Here is a 21,961-nt window from a genome sequence, read left to right on the forward strand (position 1 = left end):
CGCTCCTGTTGTGCGTGGTGGCCTGTGCCCCGGGTGGCCGGTCCTTGTCCGGGCCCCCAATCGGTGGGGGGGGCGCCCGCGCGCGCGGGCCGCCCCCACCCCTCCTCCGTACCGGGCTACTTGAGCTGCTTCAGGCAGAGCACGTAGTCCAGGGCCGGGAGGTTGGGGTGCTTGCTGGTGTACCAGCTGTCCGACTTCGGCTGCTTCTCGCAGGCCTTCTCGTCGGAGGTGGCGAGGTACTTGTAGACGATCTTGTACTGCGCCTTGGTGTCGGTGCAGGGCACCACGGTGATCTTCGGGTTGGTGTCGGTGGTCTCGCTGGTGCCGTTCGCGTTGCGCAGGCAGTCGCCGGGGTTGGCCGAGTCCACCTTGCTGTCCGAGTCGGTCGGCGTGGTGACCGGCGGGAACGTCAGCGTCGGGACCGGCAGCGTGAAGGTCGGAGTGGGTATGACCGGTGAGGTGTAGGTCGGCTTCGGCAGCGGCATGGGCGAGAAGGTCAGCACGGTGGGGGACGGCGTCGGGTCGGCGACCGGGTCGACCTTCTTCGGGCCGAGCACCCCGGTCGCGGCCAGGGCCACGGTGACCGCCAGCGAGACCGGCACCAGCAGCATCGCGATGTGCGGCCGGCTGGTCAGCGGAACGCCCGGGTTCAGCTGGGGGCCGTGGCTGCCCGGGACGGGCGGCGGCAACTGCTTGAACTTGTTGTGCGGGCCGAGGTTCAGCAGCAGCGTGATCGGGGTCAGCAGCCAGGACACCAGGCTCCACCAGCCCTGGACCAGCGTCCGGGCCGACATGTCGCGCACCGTCGCCGTTCCGCAGGTGCGGCAGAACGGGCCGGTCATCCGCAGCATCCGGTAGGCGATGATCAGGCCCTGGTGGCCGCGGACGGTGGCGTTCACCGCCGGGTAGCCGCCGCAGAACCGGCAGGTGGTCCCGTCCGTCGGCGGCGGCGGGTACCCGTAGCCGTAGCCGTCCGGCGGGGGCTGGGCGCCGTACGGCTGCTCGGGCGGCGGCGGGGCGCTGGGGTAGCCGTATCCGGGCGCCGGCGGCGGTGCGCCGTATCCGGGCGCCGGCGGCGGTGGGGGCGGTGCGCCGTAGGAGCCGCCGGAGGCGTACGGGTTGCCGTCGCCCGGTGGCGGGCCGTACGGCATCTGCGGTGGTGGCGGAGGCGGAGCGGACAAGGGGGTCCCCCGGGAAGGAAAGGAGAGGCGGAAGGGGTCAGGACTTCTTCACCGGCGGGACGCCGGTGGTGGTGGGCGCCAGCGGGCCGAGGCAGAGCACGTACCGCTTCTTGTTCCAGCGGCGGCCGCTCTTGCCCGAGACCGCGCTCGTGGTCTGCGGCGTCTGCTTGCAGCGGGTCACGTCCGTGGTGCCCTCGAACTTCGACAGGACACGGTAATTCGCTTTGCTGTCAGTGCACTTGACGATCTCGACGTCACGGGAGCCGCTCGCCCGCACACAGTCCCCGGGCTTGGCGCTGCTGACGCTCGGCCCGGCCACGAAGTAGCCCACGGCCAGTGCCACGCAGCCGCCGACCAGCCCGACGATCCGCAGCTTGGACCGGATGCCGCGCTTGGCGGCCGGCGCGGGCGGCGCCGCCGGGGCGGGCTGGGGCGGGCCGTACGGTCCGGCGGGCGGCAGCTGCCCGTACGGTCCGGGAGCCGGCTGTCCGTACGGCTGCTGTCCGTAGGGCGGTTGGCCGGGCGGCTGCTGCCCGTAGGCGGGCGGCTGTCCGTACCCGGGCGGCGGACCGTAGCCGGGCGGGGCCGGCGGTGCGGGCTGCCCGTAGGCCGGCGGCGGTCCGTACGGCGCGGCCGGCGGGGGTGGCGGTGCCCCGTACGGCGTGGCGACGGGCGGCCCCACCGGGGCCGGGCCGTACGGATTCGGCGGTGTGCTCATCAGTTCGTCCCCCGAGACGGAGTTCTGTCGATCCGACAGGTTCGAGTACCTTAGCGAGTCGGTCGGACGCCGTCGGCCGCGAGCCCCGAGGGTTCCCAGGAGCCCTGGTCACCGGGGGAGCGGGCTCCGGCGGGCGGCGCGCAGGTAGAGGACCGCCGTCAGGGCGTATACCCCGGCGACCCCCAGCACCACCGCGACCGAGCGGCCGGACAGCGGCAGCACCAGTGCCGTGACCAGGGCGGCGGCCACGAAGGCGACGTTGAACAGCACGTCGTAGATGGCGAAGACGCGGCCGCGGTACTCGTCCTCGACCGACTCCTGCACCGCCGTGTCGGCGCAGATCTTGGTGCCCTGGGTGACCACCCCGAGCAGCAGGGCGGCGATCAGGCAGGGCACCAGGGTGAAGCTCAGGCCCAGGGCGGGGACGAAGGCCACGGGGGCGACCAGGCAGGCCGTCATCCACCCGGCCAGGCCCAGCCGACGGGTGCACCAGGGGCTGACCAGCGCGGCGACGAAGAACCCGGCGGCGGACAGACCCACCGCCTGGCCGAGGGTGACCAGCCCGGCCGCGCTGTCGGTCGGGTCGTTGAAGGTGTACCGGGCGAGCATCACCACGACCACGATCAGCACGCCGTAGCAGAACCGGGCCGCGGTGACGGCGGCCAGCGCGTGCACGGCGGGCCGGCAGTCCCGCACGAGGTGGCGCACCGCGGCGCCGAGTTCGACGGCGGCCCGGACCAGTGCCTGGCCGAGCGCCGGGCGGCCCTCGTGCTGCTCCGGGCCGAGCAGGTCGCGGTCCATCCGCCGGGCGGCCAGCGCGGCCGACAGGTAGAGCAGCGCGGCCACCGTGACCAGGGCGGCGTCGGCGCGCGGCCCGGGATCCATCAGCTGGTGCAGCGCGAAGCCGATGCCCCCGCCCGAGGCGGCGGCGACCGTCCCGAGGGTGGGGGAGAGGGCGTTGGCGGTGACCAGCTGGTCCTGCTCCACCACCCGGGGCAGGGCGGCGGACAGGCCGGCCAGGATGAACCGGTTGAGCGCGGTGACCAGCAGGGCCGAGGCGAAGAACAGCCAGGTCGGCGCCTGGGCCAGCAGTAGCGCGCCGGTGCCCAGGCCCAGCACGAAGCGGGCCAGGTTGCCGAAGTAGAGCACCTGGCGGCGGCGCCAGCGGTCCAGCAGTACGCCGGCGAACGGGCCGATGACCGAGAACGGCAGCAGCATCACGGCCAGCACCGAGGCGATGTCGGCGGGGGAGGACTGCTTCTCGGGGGAGAACACCACGTACGCGGCGAGCGAGACCTGGAAGACGCCGTCCGAGAGCTGGGAGAGCACCCGGGCGGTCAGCAGCCGCCGGAAGTCGCGGCCCTTCAGCAGGTCCAGGAGCGTGGCGCGGTGCGCGGACTGGTGGGTGCTGCCGTTCTCGGTGATCGCCACCCGCCCAGAGTGCCATGGAACCGGCCACTGTTTCACGTGAAACATTGGCCGCGAGAACGTGAGGGGCCCACGATCCGAAGACCGTGGGCCCCTCCTACGGCTGTGCGAGCCGTGAGCGGTCAGCCGCTCAGCGCTCGACCTCGCCGCGGATGAACTTCTCGACGTTCTCGCGGGCCTCGTCGTCGAAGTACTGGACCGGCGGGGACTTCATGAAGTACGAGGAGGCCGACAGGATCGGGCCACCGATGCCGCGGTCCTTGGCGATCTTCGCGGCGCGGACGGCGTCGATGATGACACCGGCGGAGTTCGGGGAGTCCCAGACCTCCAGCTTGTACTCCAGGTTCAGCGGGACGTCGCCGAACGCGCGACCCTCCAGGCGGACGTACGCCCACTTGCGGTCGTCCAGCCAGGCCACGTAGTCCGAGGGACCGATGTGGACGTTCTTGGCGCCCAGCTCGCGGTCGCGGATCTGCGAGGTGACGGCCTGGGTCTTGGAGATCTTCTTGGACTCCAGGCGCTCGCGCTCGAGCATGTTCTTGAAGTCCATGTTGCCGCCGACGTTCAGCTGCATGGTGCGCTCGAGGATGACACCGCGGTCCTCGAACAGCTTGGCCATCACGCGGTGCGTGATGGTCGCGCCGACCTGGGACTTGATGTCGTCACCGACGATCGGCACGCCGGCCTCGGTGAACTTGTCCGCCCACTCCTTGGTGCCCGCGATGAACACCGGCAGGGCGTTCACGAAGGCGACCTTGGCGTCGATGGCGCACTGGGCGTAGAACTTGGCCGCGTCCTCGGAACCGACGGGCAGGTAGCAGACCAGGACGTCGACCTGCTGGTCCTTGAGGACCTGGACGACGTCGACCGGAGCCTCGTCCGACTCCTCGATGGTCTCCAGGTAGTACTTGCCCAGGCCGTCGAGGGTGTGGCCGCGCTGGACGGTCACGCCGGTCGGCGGCACGTCGCAGATCTTGATGGTGTTGTTCTCGCTGTTGCCGATGGCGTCGGCCAGGTCGAAGCCGACCTTCTTGGCGTCGACGTCGAAGGCGGCGACGAACTCCACGTCACGGACGTGGTAGTCACCGAACTGGACGTGCATCAGCCCGGGGACCCTGCCGGCCGGGTCGGCGTCCTTGTAGTACTCGACACCCTGCACCAGCGACGCGGCGCAGTTGCCCACGCCCACGATGGCTACGCGAACCGAACCCATTCCGGTTGCTCCCTGTGATCTCATGAGGACCGCCGGGGTCGGCGGAACTCGTCCTGCTTCTTCGATGACTGCATGTACGGGCGCGAGGCGCCCGATCCTGCCGCGCGGCACAGGGCTGGCGCGGTGTCAGCGCTCCTGGGCGGAGCGCCCCGGGCGGTCGTACGGTGGCCCGGGCGGGTCCTGGGACCCGTCCTCCTGGCCACGGCCGTCCGAAGTCTTGTGGGGGCCGGCGGCGGGGCCGCCGGCGTCGGAGCCGGCCCGACCGGTGCGGTTGGACCGCTCGGTCTCGATCAGCTCGTTGAGCCAGCGGACCTCGCGCTCCACCGACTCCAGTCCGTGCCGCTGGAGTTCGACGGTGTAGTCGTCGAACCGCTCGCGGGCGCGGGCCAGCGAGTTGCGCATCCGCTCCAGCCGCTCCTCCAGCCGGCTGCGGCGCCCCTCCAGGACGCGCATCCGCACGGCCCGGTCGGTCTGGCCGAAGAAGGCGAAGTGCACGCCGAAGTGCTCGTCCTCCCAGGCGTCCGGGCCGGAGTCGGCGAGCAGTTCCTCGAAGCGCTGCTTCCCCTCGGCGGAGAGCCGGTAGACGATCTTGGACCGCTTGCCGTTGAGCGCGGTGGCCGGGACGTACTCGACGTCCGGGTTGTCCTCGACCAGGAAGCCCTGGGCGACCAGGCTCTTCAGGCAGGGGTAGAGCGTTCCGTAGGAGAGCGCCCGGAACGTGCCGAGCAGGATGTTCAGCCGCTTGCGCAGCTCGTAGCCGTGCATCGGGGCGTCGTGGAGCAGTCCGAGGACGGCGAACTCCAGCACTCCTGAGCGTCTGCCCATTGCCTTCGTCCTCCTCCCTCTCGGTGTCCGTCCGGCCGCCGCATCCGGCGGTATTCCGCTTCGATGTATCGGCTCGATATATCGAGAACAGTAAACCCGGCCCTCGGAACGAGCAAGGGGGGCACGCGTGAATGTGATCACAAGCCGACGCGCAGGTGAGGTTAGCAACGGGCTTGTAATGATCTGTTGCCGTTTTGCGGTCATTGGCAACTGATGTCCGATTAGTTGTATATCCGTGCTGCGTACGCTGTCGCGTGTGCACGAGGACCACCTCCGGGATCAGGGCGGTTTGCGGGCATCGGACGTGAACCCTGCCTTCAGGCTGGAAACGCCTGGCGAGGAGTGGCTGGAAGATGAGCGAGCGACGGCGAAGGACGCCCAACCCGGGCGGTGACGGGCAGCAGCCCCCGGGAGGCGGCGGCCGTCGGGGAGGTGGGTCGGAGCCCGACGAGCTGAGCTCGGACGGCGTCGGCCGACGCCGCCCCTCGGGGGTGAGGGAGACCGCACAACAGCCCCGGATGACCCGTGCGGAGATGCGCAAGGCTGCCCAGAAGAAGGGCAAGGGGGGCGGCCGGCGCGGTGACGCCGCGGCCTCCGCCGCCGTGGCCGCGGGCCCCGGCAAGAAGCGCTTCATCGACTACCCGCGGTTCGGCAAGAGCGGCATCCGGCGCTGGCTGCCGTCCTGGAAGCAGTGGCTGAGCGGCTTCCTGCTGGTCTTCGGCTGCTTCGTCGGCCTGGTGTTCTACCTGTACCAGAGCACCAAGGTCCCGGAGCTGAACGATCTGGTGCAGAACCAGAACACGATCTACTACTGGGCCGACAACACGGAGATGACCCGCAAGGGCCAGACCAACCGTCAGATCGTCGAGCTCAAGGACATCAGCCCCAACCTCCAGAACGCCGTCATCGCCGCGGAGAACAAGAGCTTCCAGACCGACAGCGGCATCGACCCCAAGGGCATGCTCCGCGCCGTCTGGAACATGGCGAAGGGGGGTGAGACCCAGGGCGCCTCGACGATCACCCAGCAGTACGTGAAGAACGCCTACCTGAGCCAGGAGCAGACCCTCAGCCGCAAGGTGAAGGAGTTCTTCATCACGCTGAAGATCAATCAGGAGAAGAAGAAGCCCGAGATCCTCACCGGCTACCTGAACACCAGCTGGTTCGGCCGCGGCGCGAACGGCGCCCAGGCGGCCGCCCAGGCGTACTACGGGGTGGACGCCAAGGACCTCAACGTCTGCCAGAGCGCCATGCTGGCCGGTCTGCTCAAGGGTGCGGCGTACTACGACCCCACCAACCCGGACAACAAGGAACGGGCCCAGGGCCGGTGGAGCTGGATCCTGGACCAGATGGTGGACACCAAGGCCATCACCCCGGACGAGCGCGCCAAGTGCAACGTGTTCCCGGACCCGATCCCGCAGAAGCCCAGCTCCAACATGAACGGTGAGATCAGCTACCTGGTCGACACCGCCAACAAGTACGTGATGGCCACCGACAAGTCGATCACCCCGCAGATGATCGACCGGGGCGGCCTGAAGATCTACACCACCTTCGAGAAGGACAAGGTCGACGCGCTGAAGAGCGCCGTCGACGCCGTCAAGTCGGAGAACCTCAACCCGCAGAAGCGGCCGGACAACGACACCAACATCCAGTTCGGCTCCGCCAGCATCCGCCCCGGCGACGGCGCGATCGTCGCCCTCTACGGCGGCGACGGCGTGGAGAACGGCCACTTCGACAACAACGCCGACGCCACCGGCGTCCAGGTCGGCTCGACCTTCAAGCCCTTCGTGCTGGCCACCGCGATGCAGACCGGCGTGCAGACCGCGAAGGACGACAAGGGCAAGCCGAAGCGGATCAACGCCGACAGCCGCTACCTCGCCGACGACATGTCCGAGATCCGCAAGCCGGACGGCTCGCTGGTGATCGGCGACGACGGCAAGCCGTACCGGCAGAAGAACGAGGACTCCGGCAAGCGCGGCTACGTCTCGCTGCGGCAGGCCATGCAGTACTCGTACAACGTGCCCTTCGTCCAGCTCAACCAGGACGTCGGCGGCCAGAACGTGGCCGACATCGCGGTGCAGATGGGCGTCAAGAAGGAGAGCCTCGCCGACCCGAAGACGGCGACCTTCCCGCTCGGCACCTCCACCATCAGCCCGATCCGGATGGCCACCGCCTACGGCACCCTGGCGGCCAGCGGCAAGGAGGCCGAGCCGTACTCGGTCACCAAGGTCGAGGTGAGCGGCGTGGAGCGCCCGGGCTTCGGCAAGAAGGAGCCCAAGGTCGCGCTGGAGCCGGCCGTCGCCGACAACGTCACCGACGTGCTGGTGAACGTGGCCGTGAACGGTACCGGAAAGAAGACGAAGGACCTGGGCCGCCCGGTGGCCGGCAAGACCGGTACCACCGACCAGAACAAGTCGGCCTGGTGGGTCGGCTACACCCCGCAGCTGGTGACCAGCGTCGCGATGTGGCGCGAGGACCCGACCAAGCACGAGCGGCAGTCGCTCAACGGGACCGGCGGCAAGGAGTCCATCCACGGTGGTGACATCCCGACCGACGTCTTCACCCGGTACATGAGGGCCGCACTGGCCAACGAGAAGAAGATGGACTTCCCGACCCCGCAGCCGGTCGGCACCGAGGTCGACTCCTCCGGTGCGCCGTCCACGGCCTCCGCGACGGCCACCCCGACCACGGCCGACACCCCGACGGCCCCGGCGCAGCCCCAGTCGCAGGCGCCGCAGCCGCCGGTGCAGCCGCAGCCCACCCAGACCTGCGTGCCCGGCGTGGACTGCCCCGGCGACCAGCCCAGCCCGTCGAGCACCAAGAACCCGCACCCGGGCAACAGCTGTCTGCCGGTGTTCGGCTGCCAGACGCAGCCCCCGGGACCGACGGACAGCTCGTCGCCGGGCGGCGGCGGAAAGCCGGGCGGTGGCGGCAGGCCGACGCCGAGCAGTACCGGCGGCGGCCAACAGGGCGCGGCAGCCGGGCAGTAGCCCGGTCCCGGCTCGACCCCGAACGGCGGTGGCGGTCCTCCTCGGAGGGTCGCCACCGCCGTTTTCGTCCGGATCACCGCCGTTTCCGGCCCGGCCGTCGCGTCGCGACCGGCGGGCCGCCCGCCGTGCGGGGGCGCGGACCGTTGCGGGGGCCTCCTCGTCCCGACGGGATCGGTGCGGCAGGATGTCCGGCATGACGTCGAGCGATCGTGACGAAACCGCCGGCCCGGTCGGGTCCGGCGCCGCCGCAGGGCCCCTCCCGGCAGCCGTCGCCACGGCCGCGCCCCCGGTCAACACCGTGGTCGTCCCGGCCGACGAGGACCCGGTGGCGGCGGCCGGCAGCGAGGTGTTCGGCGGGCCGCCGGGCCGCCGGGCGCTGCTCGGCGTCTCCTGGTGGATCCCCGCGCGCTTCCTGGCGCTCGCGGTGATCGTGGTGTCGGTGCTCGGCATGGTGCAGAAGCTGCCCTGCTACGAGCAGGCCTGGTTCCAGCCGGGCTCGCCGCAGTACATCCACGCCTGCTACAGCGACATCCCGCACCTGTTCTCCGGACGCGGCTTCGCGGCCGGGCTGCACCCGTACGTGGACCGCATCCCGGGCTCCTCGGGGGATCTCCAGTACCTGGAGTACCCGGTGCTGACCGGCCTGTTCATGCAGGTCGCGGCCTGGCTGACGCCCGGCGGCGGCGACCAGCAGAGCCAGGAGCAGTGGTTCTGGGCGATCAACGCCGGGCTGCTGATGGCCTGCGCCGTGGTCGCCGCGGTGGCGCTCTCGCGCACCCACCGGCGCCGCCCGTGGGACGCGCTGCTGTTCGCGCTCGCCCCGGTCCTGCTGCTCAACGGCACCGTCAACTGGGACCTGCTCGCGGTCGCCCTGGCCGCCGTGGCGATGGCCTGGTGGGCCGGTGCCCGGCCGGGCTGGGCCGGTGTCTTCATCGGTCTGGCCACCGCGGCCAAGCTCTATCCGCTGCTGCTGATCGGCCCGCTGCTGGTGCTCTGCTGGCGGGCCGGCAAGTGGCGCGAGTTCCGGGTGATGCTGGGCGGTGCGGTCGGCGCCTGGCTGGTGGTCAACCTGCCGATCATGCTGGCCAACTGGCGGGGCTGGTCGACCTTCTACGTGTTCAGCAAGCACCGCGGCGAGGACTACGGCTCGTTCTGGCTGATCCTGATGCAGCGCCGCGGCGCCGGGCTGGCCGACCTCGACGTCTACATCGGCGTGCTGATGGTGCTGGGCTGCCTGGCCATAGCGTGGCTCGGCTTCTCGGCCGCGCGCCGGCCGCGCTTCGCCCAGCTGGCCTTCCTGGTCGTCGCGCTGTTCGTGCTGGTCAACAAGGTGTACTCGCCGCAGTACGCGCTCTGGCTGCTGCCGCTCGCGGTGCTGGCCCGGCCGCGCTGGCGGGACTTCCTGATCTGGCAGGCCTGCGAGGTGCTCTACACCCTGGGCATCTGGTCCCACCTGGGCCTGGTCACCGGCTCCAAGCAGCACGGGATCAGCGAGGGCTGGTACCACTTCGCGATCGGACTGCACCTGCTGGGCACGCTCTACCTGGTCGCCCTGGTGGTCCGCGACGTCCTCCACCCGGACCACGACCCGGTCCGCTGGGACGGCAGCGACGACCCCTCCGGCGGGGTGCTGGACCACGCCCCGGACGTGTCCGTGCTGGGCACCGCCCGTCGGCTGCGCGAGGAGGAGAGCTACGCCGCGTACGCGCCGGCCGGCCCCGGGCAGTGGCTCGACGAGCCCGAACTGCCGGAGCCGGCCGAGAAGCCGTAGCTCAGCGGTCCACCACGCGGTCGAAGTGCGTGGTGGTGTGCCGGACCTGGAGACCGAGCTCCTCGCCGATCGCGGGGGGCGTGGTCTCCCCGTCCAGGAACAGCAGCGAGACCTGCATGTGCGGCGGCTCGGCGAACCACAGCTGCTTGCCGGCCCAGTGGAACGGCGACTTGGTCTTGTTGACCGTCGCCAGGCCGGCCCGGGCGATGCCCTTGGCCCGCGCCCCCATGCTCTGGACGTACTTGGGCGCCTCCAGGCCGATGCCGTGCGCGGTGCCGCCGGCGACCACCAGGATGTGGCCGTCGGAGGGCGCCGGATGCTGGCGGTAGCCGTAGCGGTCGCCCTTGCGCAGCTGGGTGACGTCCAGGACGGTGGCCCGGACCTCCAGCGCGGCGTGGTCGCCCAGCCAGAGCCGGGTGCCGATCCGGGCCCGGAAGACCGTCTGCGGGTAGCGCTGGGCCAGCTGGTCCAGGCCGGCCGCGCCGAGGTGGCTGACGAACACGGTGTGCACCGGGATGCCGGCCGCCCGGGCGGTGTCCACCCAGTACGCGACCTCCTCGACGGGGCTGGAGCCGTCCGGCCGGTCCATCGGCAGGTGCAGCGCCAGGCCCTCGAAGCTCACGCCCTCCAGCTCGGCGGCGACGGTGCGCAGGTCGTCCGCGCTCACGCCGTGCCGGCGCATGGTGGTCATGCACTCCAGCACCACCCGGGCGCCGTGCAGCGCGCGCAGCGCGTCCACGCTGGCCACCGTCCGGATCACCCGGGCGTGCGGCAGCGGCAGCGCCTCCTCGCCGACCCGGTACGGGGTGAGCACCAGCAGCTCGCCGCCGTACCACTCGGCGGCGTCGGCCGCCTCGTACGCGGTACCGACGGCGAGCACCCCGGTGCCCAGCAGCGTCGCCTCCTCGGCCAGCCGGTGGTTGCCCAGGCCGTAGCCGTTCCCCTTGGCGACCGGCACCAGGCCGGGGAACTCGGCGAGGACGGAGCGCTGGTGGGTGCGCCAGCGTTCGGTGTCGAGGTAGAGCGACAGCGTCATCGGGGCAGCCTCCTCAGCGGCGGGACATGTAGAGGTCGAGGGCCTTGTGCAGCAGCTTGTTGAGCGGGAAGTCCCACTCGCCGAGGTACTCGGCCGCCTGGCCGCCGGTGCCGACCTTGAACTGGATCAGACCGAACAGGTGGTCGTCCTCGTCCAGGGTGTCACTGATGCCGCGCAGGTCGTACACCCCGCCGCCGAGGGCGTAGGAGTCGCGCATCATCCGCCACTGGATGGCGTTGGACGGCTTGACCTCGCGCTTGTGGTTGGCCGAGGCGCCGTAGGAGTACCAGACGTGCTCGCCGACCACGAGCATCGTGGTGGCGGCCAGCGGCTCGCCCTGGTGGTAGGCGATGTAGAGCCGCATGCGGTTCGGGTCCTCGGCCACGAGGGCCTTCCACATCCGCTGGAAGTAGGCCAGCGGGCGCGGGGTGAACTTGTCGCGCTCGGCGGTGACCAGGTAGAGCTGGTGGAAGATCGGCAGGTCGTCGTAGCCGCCCTGGACGACCTCGACGCCGCTCTTCTCGGCCTTCTTGATGTTGCGGCGCCAGAGCTGGTTGAAGTTCTTGTGGATGTCGTCCAGCGAGCGGTTGGCCAGCGGCACCTGGAAGACGTAGCGGGGCTGGACGTCGCCGAAGCCCGCGCCGCCGTCCTCGCCCTGGAGCCAGCCGGCCTTGCGCAGCCGGTCGGCCACCTCGAAGGCGCGGGCCTCGTACCAGTCCGCCTCGACGTCGCGCAGGCGCTTGGCCTGCTTCGCGGCGATGGCCTCCTTGATGGTGGGGGCGTTCCAGCGGCGGATGACGATCGGCGGGCCCATCTTCACCGAGAACGCGCCCTGCGACTTGAGGTGCGCCAGCATCGGGGAGAGCCAGCGGTCGAGGTCGCGGTCGAACCAGTCGATGACCGGGCCCTCGGGCAGGTAGGCGAGGTAGCGCTTGAGCTTGGGCAGCTGGCGGTACAGGACCAGGCCGGCGCCGACGAGCTGGTTGGCCTCGTCGAACCAGCCGATCGACTCGGACCGCCACTCGGCCTTCACGTCACCCCACGACGGCACCTGCATGTGGCTGGCCGAGGCGCGGCTCCTGATGAAGGCGAGGTGCTCCTCGCGGGTGATCGTCCTCAGGCGCAGGCTCATTGCTCGGTGCTCCTCGTCGGTCGGGCTGCGGTGGCCCCAGTTCTCGGGCTGACCCTATCGTCCGGGGCTCGGGCACCCGTCGTGGTGGGCACGACGGCGCCCCCGCCGGGTACCTGTCTCCTCTGCAGATACGCGACGGGGGCGGCGAGGGTTCCGGGCGGGCCCTGTGGGCTCGGTCCCAGTGGCGGCGGCGCGGGGCGGGCGCGGGGGAGGGGTCAGCCCCAGAGACCGCCCCGGGCGATGCCGAGGTAGAAGCCGAGCGCGGCGGCGCCGAGCGAGACCATCAGGACGAAGCGCTCGGCGGTGGTGACCGAGACGAACATGCCCCACAGGCCCGTGACGATGCCGAACAGGCCGGTCCACGAGGTCAGCAGGTGCAGGTTGTGGAAGAACGAGGTGGTGAACGCGATCACGCCCAGCAGGGCGGTGACGCCCACCAGGGTGTTCTCGCGGGGGTGCGGGTGGCCGTCGGTGTTCAGCGTGAGGGCGGGCATGCGGTGGACGGACTGGGCCATGGGTCCCACCTCCTGGCGTGGAGACGAACGGGCAGGAATCCCGTTCCGTCCAGATTGCGGTGCTTGGGTCGCTCTCACAACCCCTATGCGTTTTGTTCGGCCGTCCGGGTGCAGGTAGGCTGTGCCGTCTGCACTGGTGTAGTTGTGCCCCCTTTGCGTCCGCTTCCGGGCGACGACCACTTTCGGGTGGAGCAGGGGGCCGACTGTCCGACCCGGCCGCTACGGTGGGCCGGAGTCGTCACTGCTCCGGTGCCGACGCTACGCACAACCCTCCTGCCACGGAGAGACCGTGGCCGCTGAGTCCAAAGGAGGTGGGTTACTCATGCGTCACTACGAGCTGATGGTCATCCTCGACCCCTCGGTCGAGGAGCGCGCTGTCTCCCCCCTGATCGAGAGCTTCCTCGCCGTCGTCCGCAACGCGGGTGGCAAGGTGGAGAAGGTCGACACCTGGGGTCGCCGCCGTCTGGCTTACGAGATCAACAAGCAGTCCGAGGGCATCTACTCGGTCATCGACCTCAAGGCCACGCCTGAGGTCGTCAAGGAGCTCGACCGCCAGCTGGGCCTGAGCGAGTCGGTTCTGCGGACCAAGGTCCTGCGCCCGGACACCCACTGAGCCACCTCTGAGGCCTTCGGGTCTCGGGTAGCTCGCGTCCGCTGTTTCACGTGAAACGGCGGCGAACGGACATCTTCCCGAGAGGTCATCACCACCATGGCAGGCGAGACCGTCATCACCCTCGTCGGCAATCTCGTCGACGACCCCGAGCTGCGCTTCACCCCGTCGGGTGCGGCGGTCGCGAAGTTCCGCATCGCGTCCACCCCCCGCACCTTCGACCGTCAGACGAACGAGTGGAAGGACGGCGAGAGCCTCTTCCTCACGTGCAACGTCTGGCGGCAGCCGGCGGAGAACGTGGCCGAGTCGCTGCAGCGCGGCATGCGCGTCATCGTGCAGGGCCGACTGCGCCAGCGGTCTTACGAGACCAAGGAAGGCGAGAAGCGGACGGTCTTCGAGGTCGAGGTCGACGAGGTCGGTCCGAGCCTGCGTTCGGCGACCGCCAAGGTCACCCGGGCCAACCGGTCCGGCGGCCCCGGTGGCGGCTTCGGCGGCCAGCAGGGCGGCGGCCAGCAGGGCGGCGGTAACTGGGGCGGCGGCGGTGGCGGCCAGCAGGGCGGCGGCAACTGGGGTGGAAACTCCGGTGGCGGCCAGTCCGGTCCCTCCGACGACCCCTGGGCCTCCAGCGCCCCGTCCGGTGGAAACCAGGGCGGCGGCTGGGGTGCCCCGTCCGGTGGTAGCGGTTTCTCGGAAGAGCCCCCGTTCTAAGAGCTGACAGATTTCGTGCGGCCCGGCGGCCGGCGTCCTCGGACGCCCGCCGGGCCGTGAACCCCAAATGGAGCACACAATGGCGAAGCCGCCTGCTCGCAAGCCGAAGAAGAAGGTTTGCGTCTTCTGCAAGGACAAGGTCAACTACGTTGACTACAAGGACACGAACCTGCTGCGGAAGTACATCTCCGACCGCGGCAAGATCCGTGCCCGTCGGGTGACCGGCAACTGCACCCAGCACCAGCGTGACGTCGCCACGGCCGTGAAGAACAGCCGTGAGATGGCGCTGCTGCCCTACACCAGCACCGCGCGCTAAGAGAGGGTGACCAAGTAATGAAGATCATCCTCACGCACGAGGTGCCGGGTCTCGGCTCCGCCGGCGAGGTCGTCGAGGTCAAGGACGGCTACGCCCGCAACTACCTGGTCCCGCGTGGCTTCGCCATCCGCTGGACCAAGGGTGGTCAGAAGGACGTCGACGCCATCCGTCGCGCCCGGAAGATCCACGCCATCCAGACCCTCGAGGCCGCCAACGAGGTCAAGGGTCAGCTCGAGGGCGTCCAGGTCAAGCTGGCCGTCCGCTCGGGCGAGGCCGGCCGTCTGTTCGGCTCGGTGACCCAGTCCGACGTCGTCGAGGCCATCAAGGCCGCCGGCGGCCCGGCCGTGGACAAGCGCGCCGTCGCGATCGGCTCGCCGATCAAGACCGTGGGCTCCCACAAGGTCTCGGTCAAGCTGCACTCGGACGTCGTGGCCAACCTCGACGTCGCCGTCGTGGCTGCCTGAGCTCCGTAGCCAAGGCCCGAGGGCCGGACTCCTCCGGGAGTCCGGCCCTCGGTCATTTCCGGACGGGACCCCCGCGGGAGTCCCGTCCGGAGGCGTTTCAGCCGCGCACCGCCCCGGTGACCAGCCACTTGCCGCCGCGGGCGCGCCAGGCCAGGAAGCCGGCCCGCAGCAGCATGAACAGGTTCATCGCCCACCAGAGCCCGGCCAGTCCGGTGCCGGTGGCCGGGACCGCCAGCGCCACCGGGACGAACACCGCCAGGGTCGCGAGCCCCGCCCACGCCAGGTACGGCCCGTCCCCGGCGCCCATCAGCACGCCGTCCAGCACGAAGACCAGGCCGGCCACCGGCTGGGTGAGCGCGAGCAGCAGCAGGGCGGTGTCCAGCTGGGCCCGGACGGCCGGATCGGGCGTGAACAGCGGGACGTACAGCGGGCGGGCGAGCACCACCAGCAGGCCGAGCACCAGCCCGGAGACGATGCCCCACTCGACCATCCGCCGGGTGGCGGCCCGGGCGCCGGGGGCGTCCGAGGCGCCCAGGTAGCGGCCGATGATGGCCTGGCCGGCGATCGCGATGGCGTCCAGCGCGAAGGCCAGGAAGTTGAACAGCGTCATGGTGATCTGGTGGGCGGCCACCTGGTCGTCGCCGAGCCGGGCGGCCACCGCGGTGGCGGTCATCAGCACCGCGCGCAGGCTGATCGTCCGGACCAGCAGCGGGCCGCCGGCCCTGGCACTGGCCCGGATGCCCGCCGTGTCCGGCCGCAGCGAGGCCCCTTCCCGGCGGGCGCCGCGGACCACCACGACCAGGTAGGCGGCGGCCATCCCGGTCTGGGCGAGCACGGTGCCCCAGGCCGACCCGGCGACCCCGAGTCCGGCGCCGTACACCAGGCCGACGTTCAGGCCGATGTTGGCGGCGAAGCCCGCGACGGCCACCACCAGCGGTGTGCGGGTGTCCTGGAGGCCGCGCAGCACACCGGTGGCGGCCAGCACCATGAGCATCGCCGGGATGCCCAGGGAGCTGATCCGCAGGTACGTCACCGCGTGCGGCGCGGCGGTCGCCGAGGCGCCCAGCACGTCGGCCGCCCAGGGGGCCAGCAGCAGGGTGAGGAGCACGACCGGGACGGCCAGGCCCAGGGCGAGCCAGATGCCGTCGATGCCCTGCTGCACGGCGCCCCGGCGGTCTCCGGCGCCGATCCGGCGGGCGACCGCCGCGGTGGTGGCGTAGGCGAGGAAGACGAACACGCCGGTCGCGGTGGAGAGCGCGGCGGAGGCGACGCCCACCCCGGCCAGCTGGGGGGTGCCGAGGTGGCCGACGATCGCCGAGTCGGCCATCAGGAAGAGCGGTTCGGCGACGAGCGCGCCGAAGGCCGGGACGGCCAGGGCGAGGATCTCCCGGTCGTGGCGGCGTCGCGAGGGGGCCGGGGCCGGGGCCGGGGTCGTGGGCGAGGCGGTCATGGGCTCCAGGCTACTCATCCACAGGTAATGGATGTAAGTGCCATGTGACCATTACTCGAAATCTTGAGCGGTGCGGTTCGCCCGCTCTGTGCCCACAGCCGTTCGGAGGTGTGTGAAGAATTTCTCATGCACAGGCCCGGAACGGGGTAATCCCAGGTCAACAGGTTGACGGTGGATCGATGGTCCGGTTATCCACAGGAACGTCCACAGGGGTGTCCACAGCTTTGCGGCAGTTCTCCACAGGAGAGGGCCGGTCATCCACACCCCCTGTGGATAACCGCCTTGGCGCAACGGCGTCCGGCGCCTTAGCGTGGGCCCTCCGCCCGACACTCCCGCCGCACCGGCGTCCGATTTGTCGGAGCCGTGGCGTACAAAGAGGAGCGGATCCGCTCCACCCAGCCACCGGCAAGCCCGCTCCAACTTCGCACCACTCGCTGATCGGGGAACACGCGTGACCGGCCCCCAGTACGACGACCACGACGCCCCGCCGCCGGAGGAGGACTGGCAGACCGCCGAGGACCCCTTCCCGGCCGGCGCCTTCGACGACGCGCCCTTCCCGGACGGCCCGGGGGACCGACTGCCGGTCTCGCGCGGCCGCGGCGAGGGACGTCAGGGCGGTGGCCGCGACGGCTTCCAGAAGGGCGGCTTCCAGAAGGGCGGCAAGGGCGGCCGGTCGGAGGGCGGCCGACAGCGCCGGGACGAGGGCGACGGCGACGGCGGCGGCGGGGCGGACGGCTTCGAGCGCGTCCCGCCGCAGGACCTGGCCGCCGAGCAGTCCGTCCTGGGCGGCATGCTGCTCTCCAAGGACGCCATCGCCGACGTGGTCGAGGTGCTCAAGCCGGCCGACTACTACCGGCCCGCGCACGAGATGGTGCACGGCGCGATCCTCGACCTCTACGCCCGCGGCGAGCCGGCCGACCCGATCACCGTGGCCGGCGAGCTGACCAAGCGCGGCGAGCTCCAGCGGGTCGGCGGCGCCTCGTACCTGCACACCCTGGTCAACTCCGTCCCGACCGCGGCCAACGCCGAGTACTACGCCCAGATCGTGCACGAGCGCGCGGTGCTGCGCCGGCTGGTCGAGGCGGGCACCCGGATCGCCGGCATGGGCTACGCGGCCGAGGGCGACGTGGACGAGATCGTCAACGCCGCCCAGGCGGAGATCTACGCCGTCACCGAGCAGCGCACCAGCGAGGACTACGCGCCGCTCGCCGACATCATGGAGGGCGCCCTCGACGAGATCGAGGCGATCGGCTCCCGGCAGGGCCAGATGTCCGGCGTGCCGACCGGCTTCGCCGACTTCGACCAGCTCACCAACGGGCTGCACCCGGGCCAGATGATCGTCATCGCGGCCCGTCCCGCGATGGGCAAGTCCACCCTCGCGCTGGACTTCGCGCGGGCCTGCTCGATCCAGCACAAGCTGCCGAGCGTCATCTTCTCGCTCGAAATGGGCCGCAACGAGATCGCCATGCGCCTGCTCTCCGCCGAGGCGAGGGTGGCGCTGCACCACATGCGCTCCGGGAACATGACGGACGACGACTGGACGCGGGTGGCCCGCCGGATGCCCGACGTCAGCGAGGCGCCGCTGTTCATCGACGACTCGCCGAACCTGTCGATGATGGAGATCCGGGCCAAGTGCCGTCGGCTGAAGCAGCGCAACGACATCAAGCTGGTCGTCATCGACTACCTCCAGCTGATGCAGTCCGGCGGCTCCCGGCGGGCCGAGAACCGTCAGCAGGAGGTCTCGGACATGTCCCGTAACCTCAAGCTGCTGGCCAAGGAGCTGGAAGTCCCGGTCATCGCGCTGTCCCAGCTGAACCGTGGCCCCGAGCAGCGCACCGACAAGCGGCCGATGGTCTCCGACCTCCGCGAGTCCGGCTCGATCGAGCAGGACGCCGACATGGTCATCCTGCTGCACCGCGAGGACGCCTACGAGAAGGAGTCCCCCCGCGCGGGCGAGGCCGACCTGATCGTCGCCAAGCACCGAAACGGTCCGACCGCGACCATCACGGTGGCCTTCCAGGGCCACTACTCGCGCTTCGTCGACATGACCCGGGACTGAGCCCGGAGCGCGCGGGGAGCCGGTCAGACGGTGACGGTGGCGCGGAACAGCGTGCTGCCGGTGCCGCTCAGGCGGGTCGGGGTGCCGGTGGCGGGGAGGAAGGCGCACTGGCCGCGGGCCAGGTCCAGGACGGTGCCGTCGGCGGCGGTCAGGCGGGTGGCGCCCTCGGTGCAGAACAGGATCTGCGGGGTGCGGCCGTCGATCCCGCGCTCCGTGCCGTCCAGGACGAAGCGGGAGAGCCGGAACTCGTCGATCGGGACGGGGTAGAGCTCCTCGCCCGGGGTGCCCGGGACCGGGGCCGGTTCCAGCACCTCGGGGGCGCCGGCCTCGAAGACCACGACCTTCAGCAGCTCCGGCACGTCGATGTGCTTCGGGGTGAGGCCGGCCCGCAGCACGTTGTCGGAGTTGGCCTGGAGCTCCACGCAGACGCCGGACAGGTAGGCGTGCGGCACCCCGGCGCCCAGGTAGAGCGCCTGGCCGGCCCGCAGCCGGACGTGGTTGAGCAGCATGCCGGCGATCACGCCGCGGTCGTCCGGGAAGTCCTCGGCGATCCGGGCGTACGGGGCGTACTCCCCGTCGGGGTCGGTCAGGGCCAGCACCTCGACGGTCCGCCGGACGGTCTCCCCGTCCAGCGAGAGGGCGGCGGTCAGGGCGCCGCGCAGCGCCTCGGACTCTCCCCCAGCCTTCGGCCGGGAGGTGCCCCCACCGGCGGCCAGCCGCTCGATCACGGGGGCGAGCCCGGGCACCGCGAGTCCGGTCAGCAGCCGGGCCGCCCCGGCAGGCCGGCGGAAGCCGCACAGGCCCTCGAAATCGCCCAGCGCGCAGACCATCTCGGGCTTGTGGTTGGCGTCCCGGTAGTTGCGCTCGGGGGCGTCCAGGGGGATCCCGAGGGCGTTCTCGGCGGCGAAGCCGGCCCGGGCCTGGTCGAGGGTGGGGTGGGCCTGGATGGACAGCGGGATGCCCGCGGCCAGGACCTTGAAGAGGAACGGCAGGGCCGGGCCGAACCTGGCGACGCTCGCGGCGCCCAGTTCGCCCTCGGGGTCGGCGGCGATCAGCTCGTCCAGCCGGCGCGGGCCCTCGCCGCGGTCGGCGCGCGACGGTGCCCCGGGGTGGGCGCCCATCCACAGCTCGGCCTGCGGTTCACCGGTCGGCCGCTGCCCGAGCAGCTCGGGCAGGGCGGTGAGCGACCCCCAGGCGTACGGGCGGACGGTGTTGACGAGCCTGTCCATGCGCGCGGTCCTACTCCTTCGCTGTCTGGGCGGCCCCGGATGTCCCGAGTCCGGATCGCCGGGATGGTCCCGGCGGTGCGGGCGGTCCGGGCACGGGCAAGGGAAACGACCCTAGCCGACCGGTGTCACCCAACGGGAAACGGCGGGCATCGGGTGGGAGTGCCACGGTCGGGCGGGTGGTTCCCGGCGCGGTAGTAGGATGCCAGGACGCAGTAGCCTCCGCCCTGCGCGCAGTTCGCCACCGGGTCCTCCCCGGCGGGTTGCCGGCGGAGCCGCGTTCCAGAGTGCGGGCGCCGGTGTTCCGAGACCCCCGCCATCGGCCGAGAGGTTTGTACGTGACCGTGAACCAGCAGAGTTTTGCTGATCTCGGCAAGGTCCTGGTGATCATCCCGACCTACAACGAGGCGGAGAACGTCGAGCGGATCGTCGGCCGGGTCCGTGCCGCCGTGCCCGAGGCGCACGTGCTGGTCGCCGACGACAACAGCCCCGACGGCACCGGCGAACTGGCCGACAAGCTGGCCGTCGAGGACGAGCACGTCCACGTCATGCACCGCAAGGGCAAGGAGGGCCTGGGCGCCGCCTACCTCGCGGGCTTCCGCTGGGGCATCGACAACGGCTACGACGTCCTGGTCGAGATGGACGCGGACGGCTCGCACCAGCCCGAGGAACTGGACCGGCTGCTGGGCGCGCTGCGCGGCGCCGACCTGGTGCTGGGCTCGCGCTGGGTGCCGGGCGGCCGGGTGGTGAACTGGCCGAAGTCGCGGCTGCTGCTCTCGCGCGGCGGCTCGACCTACTCGCGGCTGATGCTGGGCGTGCCGATCCGGGACGTCACCGGCGGCTACCGGGCGTTCCGCAAGGAGACCCTGCTGGGCCTGGGCATGGACGAGGTCGCCTCGGCCGGGTACTGCTTCCAGGTCGACCTGGCCTGGCGCACGGTGAAGGCCGGGTTCAAGGTCGCCGAGGTGCCGATCACCTTCGTCGAGCGCGAGCTCGGCGCGTCCAAGATGAGCCGCAGCATCGTGGTCGAGGCGCTGTGGCGGGTGACCACCTGGGGCGTCACCGACCGGCTGGCCCGGCTGCGCGGCGCCCAGCGCTGACCGACCGAACAGCCCTCCCCGTGGCCGAAGGGCCCGTCCGCCGGAACCGGTGGGCGGGCCCTTCCGCATGTGCCGCCCGGAGCGCGGTGTGACGTGGAGCGGAGGCGCGCCCCGCCGGGCGCGCCTTCCGCGCATTCGGCCGCCGGTGCTCCCATGCTGTAGGGCGCAGGACATCCGACCGCCGACCAGAGGGAGCAGCCCGTGACGACGTCCCCGTCCGAGGAGAGCGCCGGCGCGGAGCGTGCCCAGGCCGGGCCGGACCGCTCCGGCGGGCCCGCCGGGCCGGCCGCGGGCGCCGAGCCGCCGGAGGCCGGACAGCCGGCCCGGCCGCTGGAGGTCGCCGTCTTCACCGGCCCCGAGTCGGCCTTCTTCGCCACCTCCACCCTGATCCTCGGCGAGCGGACCGCGATCCTGGTGGACGCCCAGCTGACCCGCAGCGCCGGGCGCGAGCTGGCCGAGTGGGTCGCCGGCAAGGGCAGACGGCTGCTCGCCGTGGTGGTCACCCACCAGCACCCGGACCACTACTTCGGCGCCGAGGAGGTGCTGCGGCTCTTCCCCGACGCGCAGCTGCTGGCCGCCCCGGCCGTGGTCGAGGGCATCCGGCGCACCGTCGCCGCGAAGGTCGCGCAGTGGAAGCCGGTGTACGGCGACGACATCCCGGACCACCCGCTGATCCCCGCCCCGCTGCTGCCGCAGCCGCTGATGCTGGACCGGCAGGTGATCCCCGTGCTGCTGCTCGGCCAGGCCGACTGCGGGGACTCCACGGTCGTCCACGTGCCGAGCGTCCGCACCGTGATCGCCGGGGACTTCGTCCACAACGGCACCCACGTCTGGACCGCCGACACCACCCCGGCCCAGCGCACCACCTGGGGGCACAACCTCGGCCGGATCGCCGACCTCGGCGCGGACCGGGTGATCGCCGGCCACCGGGCCCCGGGCCAGGGCGACGACGCCGCCCGGGTGCTGGCCTTCACCGGCGAGTACCTCCAGGACTTCGACCGGCTGCTGGCCGAGCACCCGGACGACCCGGAGGCGCTGGTCACGGCGATGAACGAGCGGTACGGGGAGCTGACCCTGCCGTCCATCCTGGAGCTGGGCGCGGCGGCCAACACCGCCCGCGCGGCCGGGGCCGCGCCCGGCGCGGACGCGCAGGAGGGGCAGGAGGGGCAGGAGGGGCCGGAGGACGACGGGACCGCGGCGCGGTAGGGCGGATACTGGCCGC

The 21,961-nt window shown here is 71.5% G+C and carries 19 protein-coding genes; 9 read left to right on the top strand and 10 right to left on the bottom strand.

Translation table 11 applies throughout. From position 1 onward, the window contains the following. Positions 1 to 116: 116 nt before the first annotated feature. The 5 genes from ACFWJ4_RS09600 to ACFWJ4_RS09620 all read right to left on the bottom strand — a co-directional run bounded on the left by ACFWJ4_RS09600 (position 117) and on the right by ACFWJ4_RS09620 (position 5,365). Complete coding sequence (locus ACFWJ4_RS09600; protein WP_380541279.1) at positions 117 to 1,181, bottom strand: hypothetical protein; 1,065 nt, start codon at positions 1,179 to 1,181, stop codon at positions 117 to 119. Positions 1,182 to 1,218: 37 nt separating this feature from the next. Further along, on the bottom strand, positions 1,219 to 1,899 hold the full coding sequence (locus ACFWJ4_RS09605) for a hypothetical protein (RefSeq protein ID WP_380541282.1): 681 nt from the start codon (positions 1,897 to 1,899) through the stop codon (positions 1,219 to 1,221). Positions 1,900 to 2,007: 108 nt separating this feature from the next. Then, positions 2,008 to 3,330, bottom strand: coding sequence for an MFS transporter (locus tag ACFWJ4_RS09610; protein WP_380541285.1), 1,323 nt, complete (start codon positions 3,328 to 3,330; stop codon positions 2,008 to 2,010). Positions 3,331 to 3,457: 127 nt separating this feature from the next. Next, positions 3,458 to 4,540, bottom strand: a complete 1,083-nt coding sequence (locus ACFWJ4_RS09615) for an inositol-3-phosphate synthase (RefSeq protein ID WP_359909486.1) — start codon at positions 4,538 to 4,540, stop codon at positions 3,458 to 3,460. A gap of 126 nt (positions 4,541 to 4,666) precedes the next feature. Beyond that, on the bottom strand, positions 4,667 to 5,365 hold the full coding sequence (locus tag ACFWJ4_RS09620) for a PadR family transcriptional regulator (protein ID WP_380541288.1): 699 nt from the start codon (positions 5,363 to 5,365) through the stop codon (positions 4,667 to 4,669). 518 nt (positions 5,366 to 5,883) lie between these two features. Here ACFWJ4_RS09620 and ACFWJ4_RS09625 point away from each other — a divergent pair. Continuing rightward, positions 5,884 to 8,352: a transglycosylase domain-containing protein gene (locus ACFWJ4_RS09625; RefSeq protein ID WP_380541291.1), complete on the top strand. Its 2,469-nt coding sequence runs from the start codon at positions 5,884 to 5,886 to the stop codon at positions 8,350 to 8,352. Positions 8,353 to 8,545: 193 nt separating this feature from the next. Continuing rightward, positions 8,546 to 10,123 carry a glycosyltransferase family 87 protein gene (locus ACFWJ4_RS09630; protein WP_380541294.1) on the top strand — a complete coding sequence of 526 codons (1,578 nt, stop codon included), beginning with the start codon at positions 8,546 to 8,548 and terminating at the stop codon, positions 10,121 to 10,123. 1 nt (position 10,124) lies between these two features. Here the strand turns inward: ACFWJ4_RS09630 and ACFWJ4_RS09635 are convergent, their stop codons facing one another. The 3 genes from ACFWJ4_RS09635 to ACFWJ4_RS09645 all read right to left on the bottom strand — a co-directional run bounded on the left by ACFWJ4_RS09635 (position 10,125) and on the right by ACFWJ4_RS09645 (position 12,806). Further along, positions 10,125 to 11,159: an alanine racemase gene (locus tag ACFWJ4_RS09635; protein WP_359909474.1), complete on the bottom strand. Its 1,035-nt coding sequence runs from the start codon at positions 11,157 to 11,159 to the stop codon at positions 10,125 to 10,127. Between the two features lie 13 nt (positions 11,160 to 11,172). Continuing rightward, positions 11,173 to 12,291: a peptidoglycan bridge formation glycyltransferase FemA/FemB family protein gene (locus ACFWJ4_RS09640; protein ID WP_359909471.1), complete on the bottom strand. Its 1,119-nt coding sequence runs from the start codon at positions 12,289 to 12,291 to the stop codon at positions 11,173 to 11,175. A 215-nt stretch (positions 12,292 to 12,506) separates the two neighbouring features. Then, positions 12,507 to 12,806 (bottom strand): hypothetical protein, encoded by a 300-nt coding sequence (locus ACFWJ4_RS09645; protein ID WP_359909468.1) that lies wholly within the window; start codon positions 12,804 to 12,806, stop codon positions 12,507 to 12,509. Between the two features lie 322 nt (positions 12,807 to 13,128). On the opposite strand from ACFWJ4_RS09645, the gene rpsF reads away from it, so the two are divergent. The 4 genes from rpsF (at position 13,129) to rplI (ending at position 14,904) form a co-directional block, all read left to right on the top strand. After that, positions 13,129 to 13,419: a 30S ribosomal protein S6 gene (rpsF, locus tag ACFWJ4_RS09650; protein WP_188298654.1), complete on the top strand. Its 291-nt coding sequence runs from the start codon at positions 13,129 to 13,131 to the stop codon at positions 13,417 to 13,419. A gap of 96 nt (positions 13,420 to 13,515) precedes the next feature. Further along, positions 13,516 to 14,124 carry a single-stranded DNA-binding protein gene (locus ACFWJ4_RS09655; protein ID WP_359909464.1) on the top strand — a complete coding sequence of 203 codons (609 nt, stop codon included), beginning with the start codon at positions 13,516 to 13,518 and terminating at the stop codon, positions 14,122 to 14,124. A 79-nt stretch (positions 14,125 to 14,203) separates the two neighbouring features. Beyond that, positions 14,204 to 14,440, top strand: coding sequence for a 30S ribosomal protein S18 (gene rpsR, locus ACFWJ4_RS09660; protein ID WP_030059640.1), 237 nt, complete (start codon positions 14,204 to 14,206; stop codon positions 14,438 to 14,440). A gap of 17 nt (positions 14,441 to 14,457) precedes the next feature. Beyond that, positions 14,458 to 14,904, top strand: a complete 447-nt coding sequence (gene rplI / locus ACFWJ4_RS09665; RefSeq protein ID WP_359909461.1) for a 50S ribosomal protein L9 — start codon at positions 14,458 to 14,460, stop codon at positions 14,902 to 14,904. 97 nt (positions 14,905 to 15,001) lie between these two features. Here the strand turns inward: rplI and ACFWJ4_RS09670 are convergent, their stop codons facing one another. Continuing rightward, positions 15,002 to 16,354, bottom strand: a complete 1,353-nt coding sequence (locus tag ACFWJ4_RS09670) for an MATE family efflux transporter (RefSeq protein ID WP_380541297.1) — start codon at positions 16,352 to 16,354, stop codon at positions 15,002 to 15,004. Positions 16,355 to 16,931: 577 nt separating this feature from the next. On the opposite strand from ACFWJ4_RS09670, the gene dnaB reads away from it, so the two are divergent. After that, positions 16,932 to 18,413 carry a replicative DNA helicase gene (dnaB, locus tag ACFWJ4_RS09675; RefSeq protein ID WP_380541415.1) on the top strand — a complete coding sequence of 494 codons (1,482 nt, stop codon included), beginning with the start codon at positions 16,932 to 16,934 and terminating at the stop codon, positions 18,411 to 18,413. A gap of 23 nt (positions 18,414 to 18,436) precedes the next feature. Here dnaB and manA read toward each other — a convergent pair whose 3' ends face one another. Beyond that, a complete protein-coding gene (gene manA / locus ACFWJ4_RS09680; protein WP_380541300.1) occupies positions 18,437 to 19,642 on the bottom strand; it encodes a mannose-6-phosphate isomerase, class I in 1,206 nt (401 codons plus the stop codon). Between the two features lie 335 nt (positions 19,643 to 19,977). Here manA and ACFWJ4_RS09685 point away from each other — a divergent pair, with 335 nt between their 5' ends. Continuing rightward, positions 19,978 to 20,739, top strand: coding sequence for a polyprenol monophosphomannose synthase (locus ACFWJ4_RS09685; RefSeq protein ID WP_380541303.1), 762 nt, complete (start codon positions 19,978 to 19,980; stop codon positions 20,737 to 20,739). Positions 20,740 to 20,940: 201 nt separating this feature from the next. Beyond that, complete coding sequence (locus ACFWJ4_RS09690; protein ID WP_380541306.1) at positions 20,941 to 21,945, top strand: MBL fold metallo-hydrolase; 1,005 nt, start codon at positions 20,941 to 20,943, stop codon at positions 21,943 to 21,945. Positions 21,946 to 21,961: the final 16 nt, after the last annotated feature.

Origin of the sequence: Kitasatospora sp. NPDC127067 (assembly GCF_042724755.1) — a bacterium.
GTDB classification, from domain to species: Bacteria; Actinomycetota; Actinomycetes; order Streptomycetales; family Streptomycetaceae; genus Kitasatospora; species Kitasatospora lactacystinica.

Bases quoted from the DNA above. Each gene is read 5' to 3' on its own strand.
- ACFWJ4_RS09605 (WP_380541282.1), bottom strand. From the start codon at position 1,899: ATGAGCACACCGCCGAATCCGTACGGCCCGGCCCCGGTGGGGCCGCCC.
- ACFWJ4_RS09615 (WP_359909486.1), bottom strand. From the start codon at position 4,540: ATGGGTTCGGTTCGCGTAGCCATCGTGGGCGTGGGCAACTGCGCCGCG.
- ACFWJ4_RS09620 (WP_380541288.1), bottom strand. From the start codon at position 5,365: ATGGGCAGACGCTCAGGAGTGCTGGAGTTCGCCGTCCTCGGACTGCTC.
- ACFWJ4_RS09625 (WP_380541291.1), top strand. From the start codon at position 5,884: ATGACCCGTGCGGAGATGCGCAAGGCTGCCCAGAAGAAGGGCAAGGGG.
- ACFWJ4_RS09630 (WP_380541294.1), top strand. From the start codon at position 8,546: ATGACGTCGAGCGATCGTGACGAAACCGCCGGCCCGGTCGGGTCCGGC.
- ACFWJ4_RS09635 (WP_359909474.1), bottom strand. From the start codon at position 11,159: ATGACGCTGTCGCTCTACCTCGACACCGAACGCTGGCGCACCCACCAG.
- ACFWJ4_RS09640 (WP_359909471.1), bottom strand. From the start codon at position 12,291: ATGAGCCTGCGCCTGAGGACGATCACCCGCGAGGAGCACCTCGCCTTC.
- ACFWJ4_RS09645 (WP_359909468.1), bottom strand. From the start codon at position 12,806: ATGGCCCAGTCCGTCCACCGCATGCCCGCCCTCACGCTGAACACCGAC.
- rpsF (WP_188298654.1), top strand. From the start codon at position 13,129: ATGCGTCACTACGAGCTGATGGTCATCCTCGACCCCTCGGTCGAGGAG.
- ACFWJ4_RS09655 (WP_359909464.1), top strand. From the start codon at position 13,516: ATGGCAGGCGAGACCGTCATCACCCTCGTCGGCAATCTCGTCGACGAC.
- rpsR (WP_030059640.1), top strand. From the start codon at position 14,204: ATGGCGAAGCCGCCTGCTCGCAAGCCGAAGAAGAAGGTTTGCGTCTTC.
- rplI (WP_359909461.1), top strand. From the start codon at position 14,458: ATGAAGATCATCCTCACGCACGAGGTGCCGGGTCTCGGCTCCGCCGGC.
- ACFWJ4_RS09670 (WP_380541297.1), bottom strand. From the start codon at position 16,354: ATGACCGCCTCGCCCACGACCCCGGCCCCGGCCCCGGCCCCCTCGCGA.
- manA (WP_380541300.1), bottom strand. From the start codon at position 19,642: ATGGACAGGCTCGTCAACACCGTCCGCCCGTACGCCTGGGGGTCGCTC.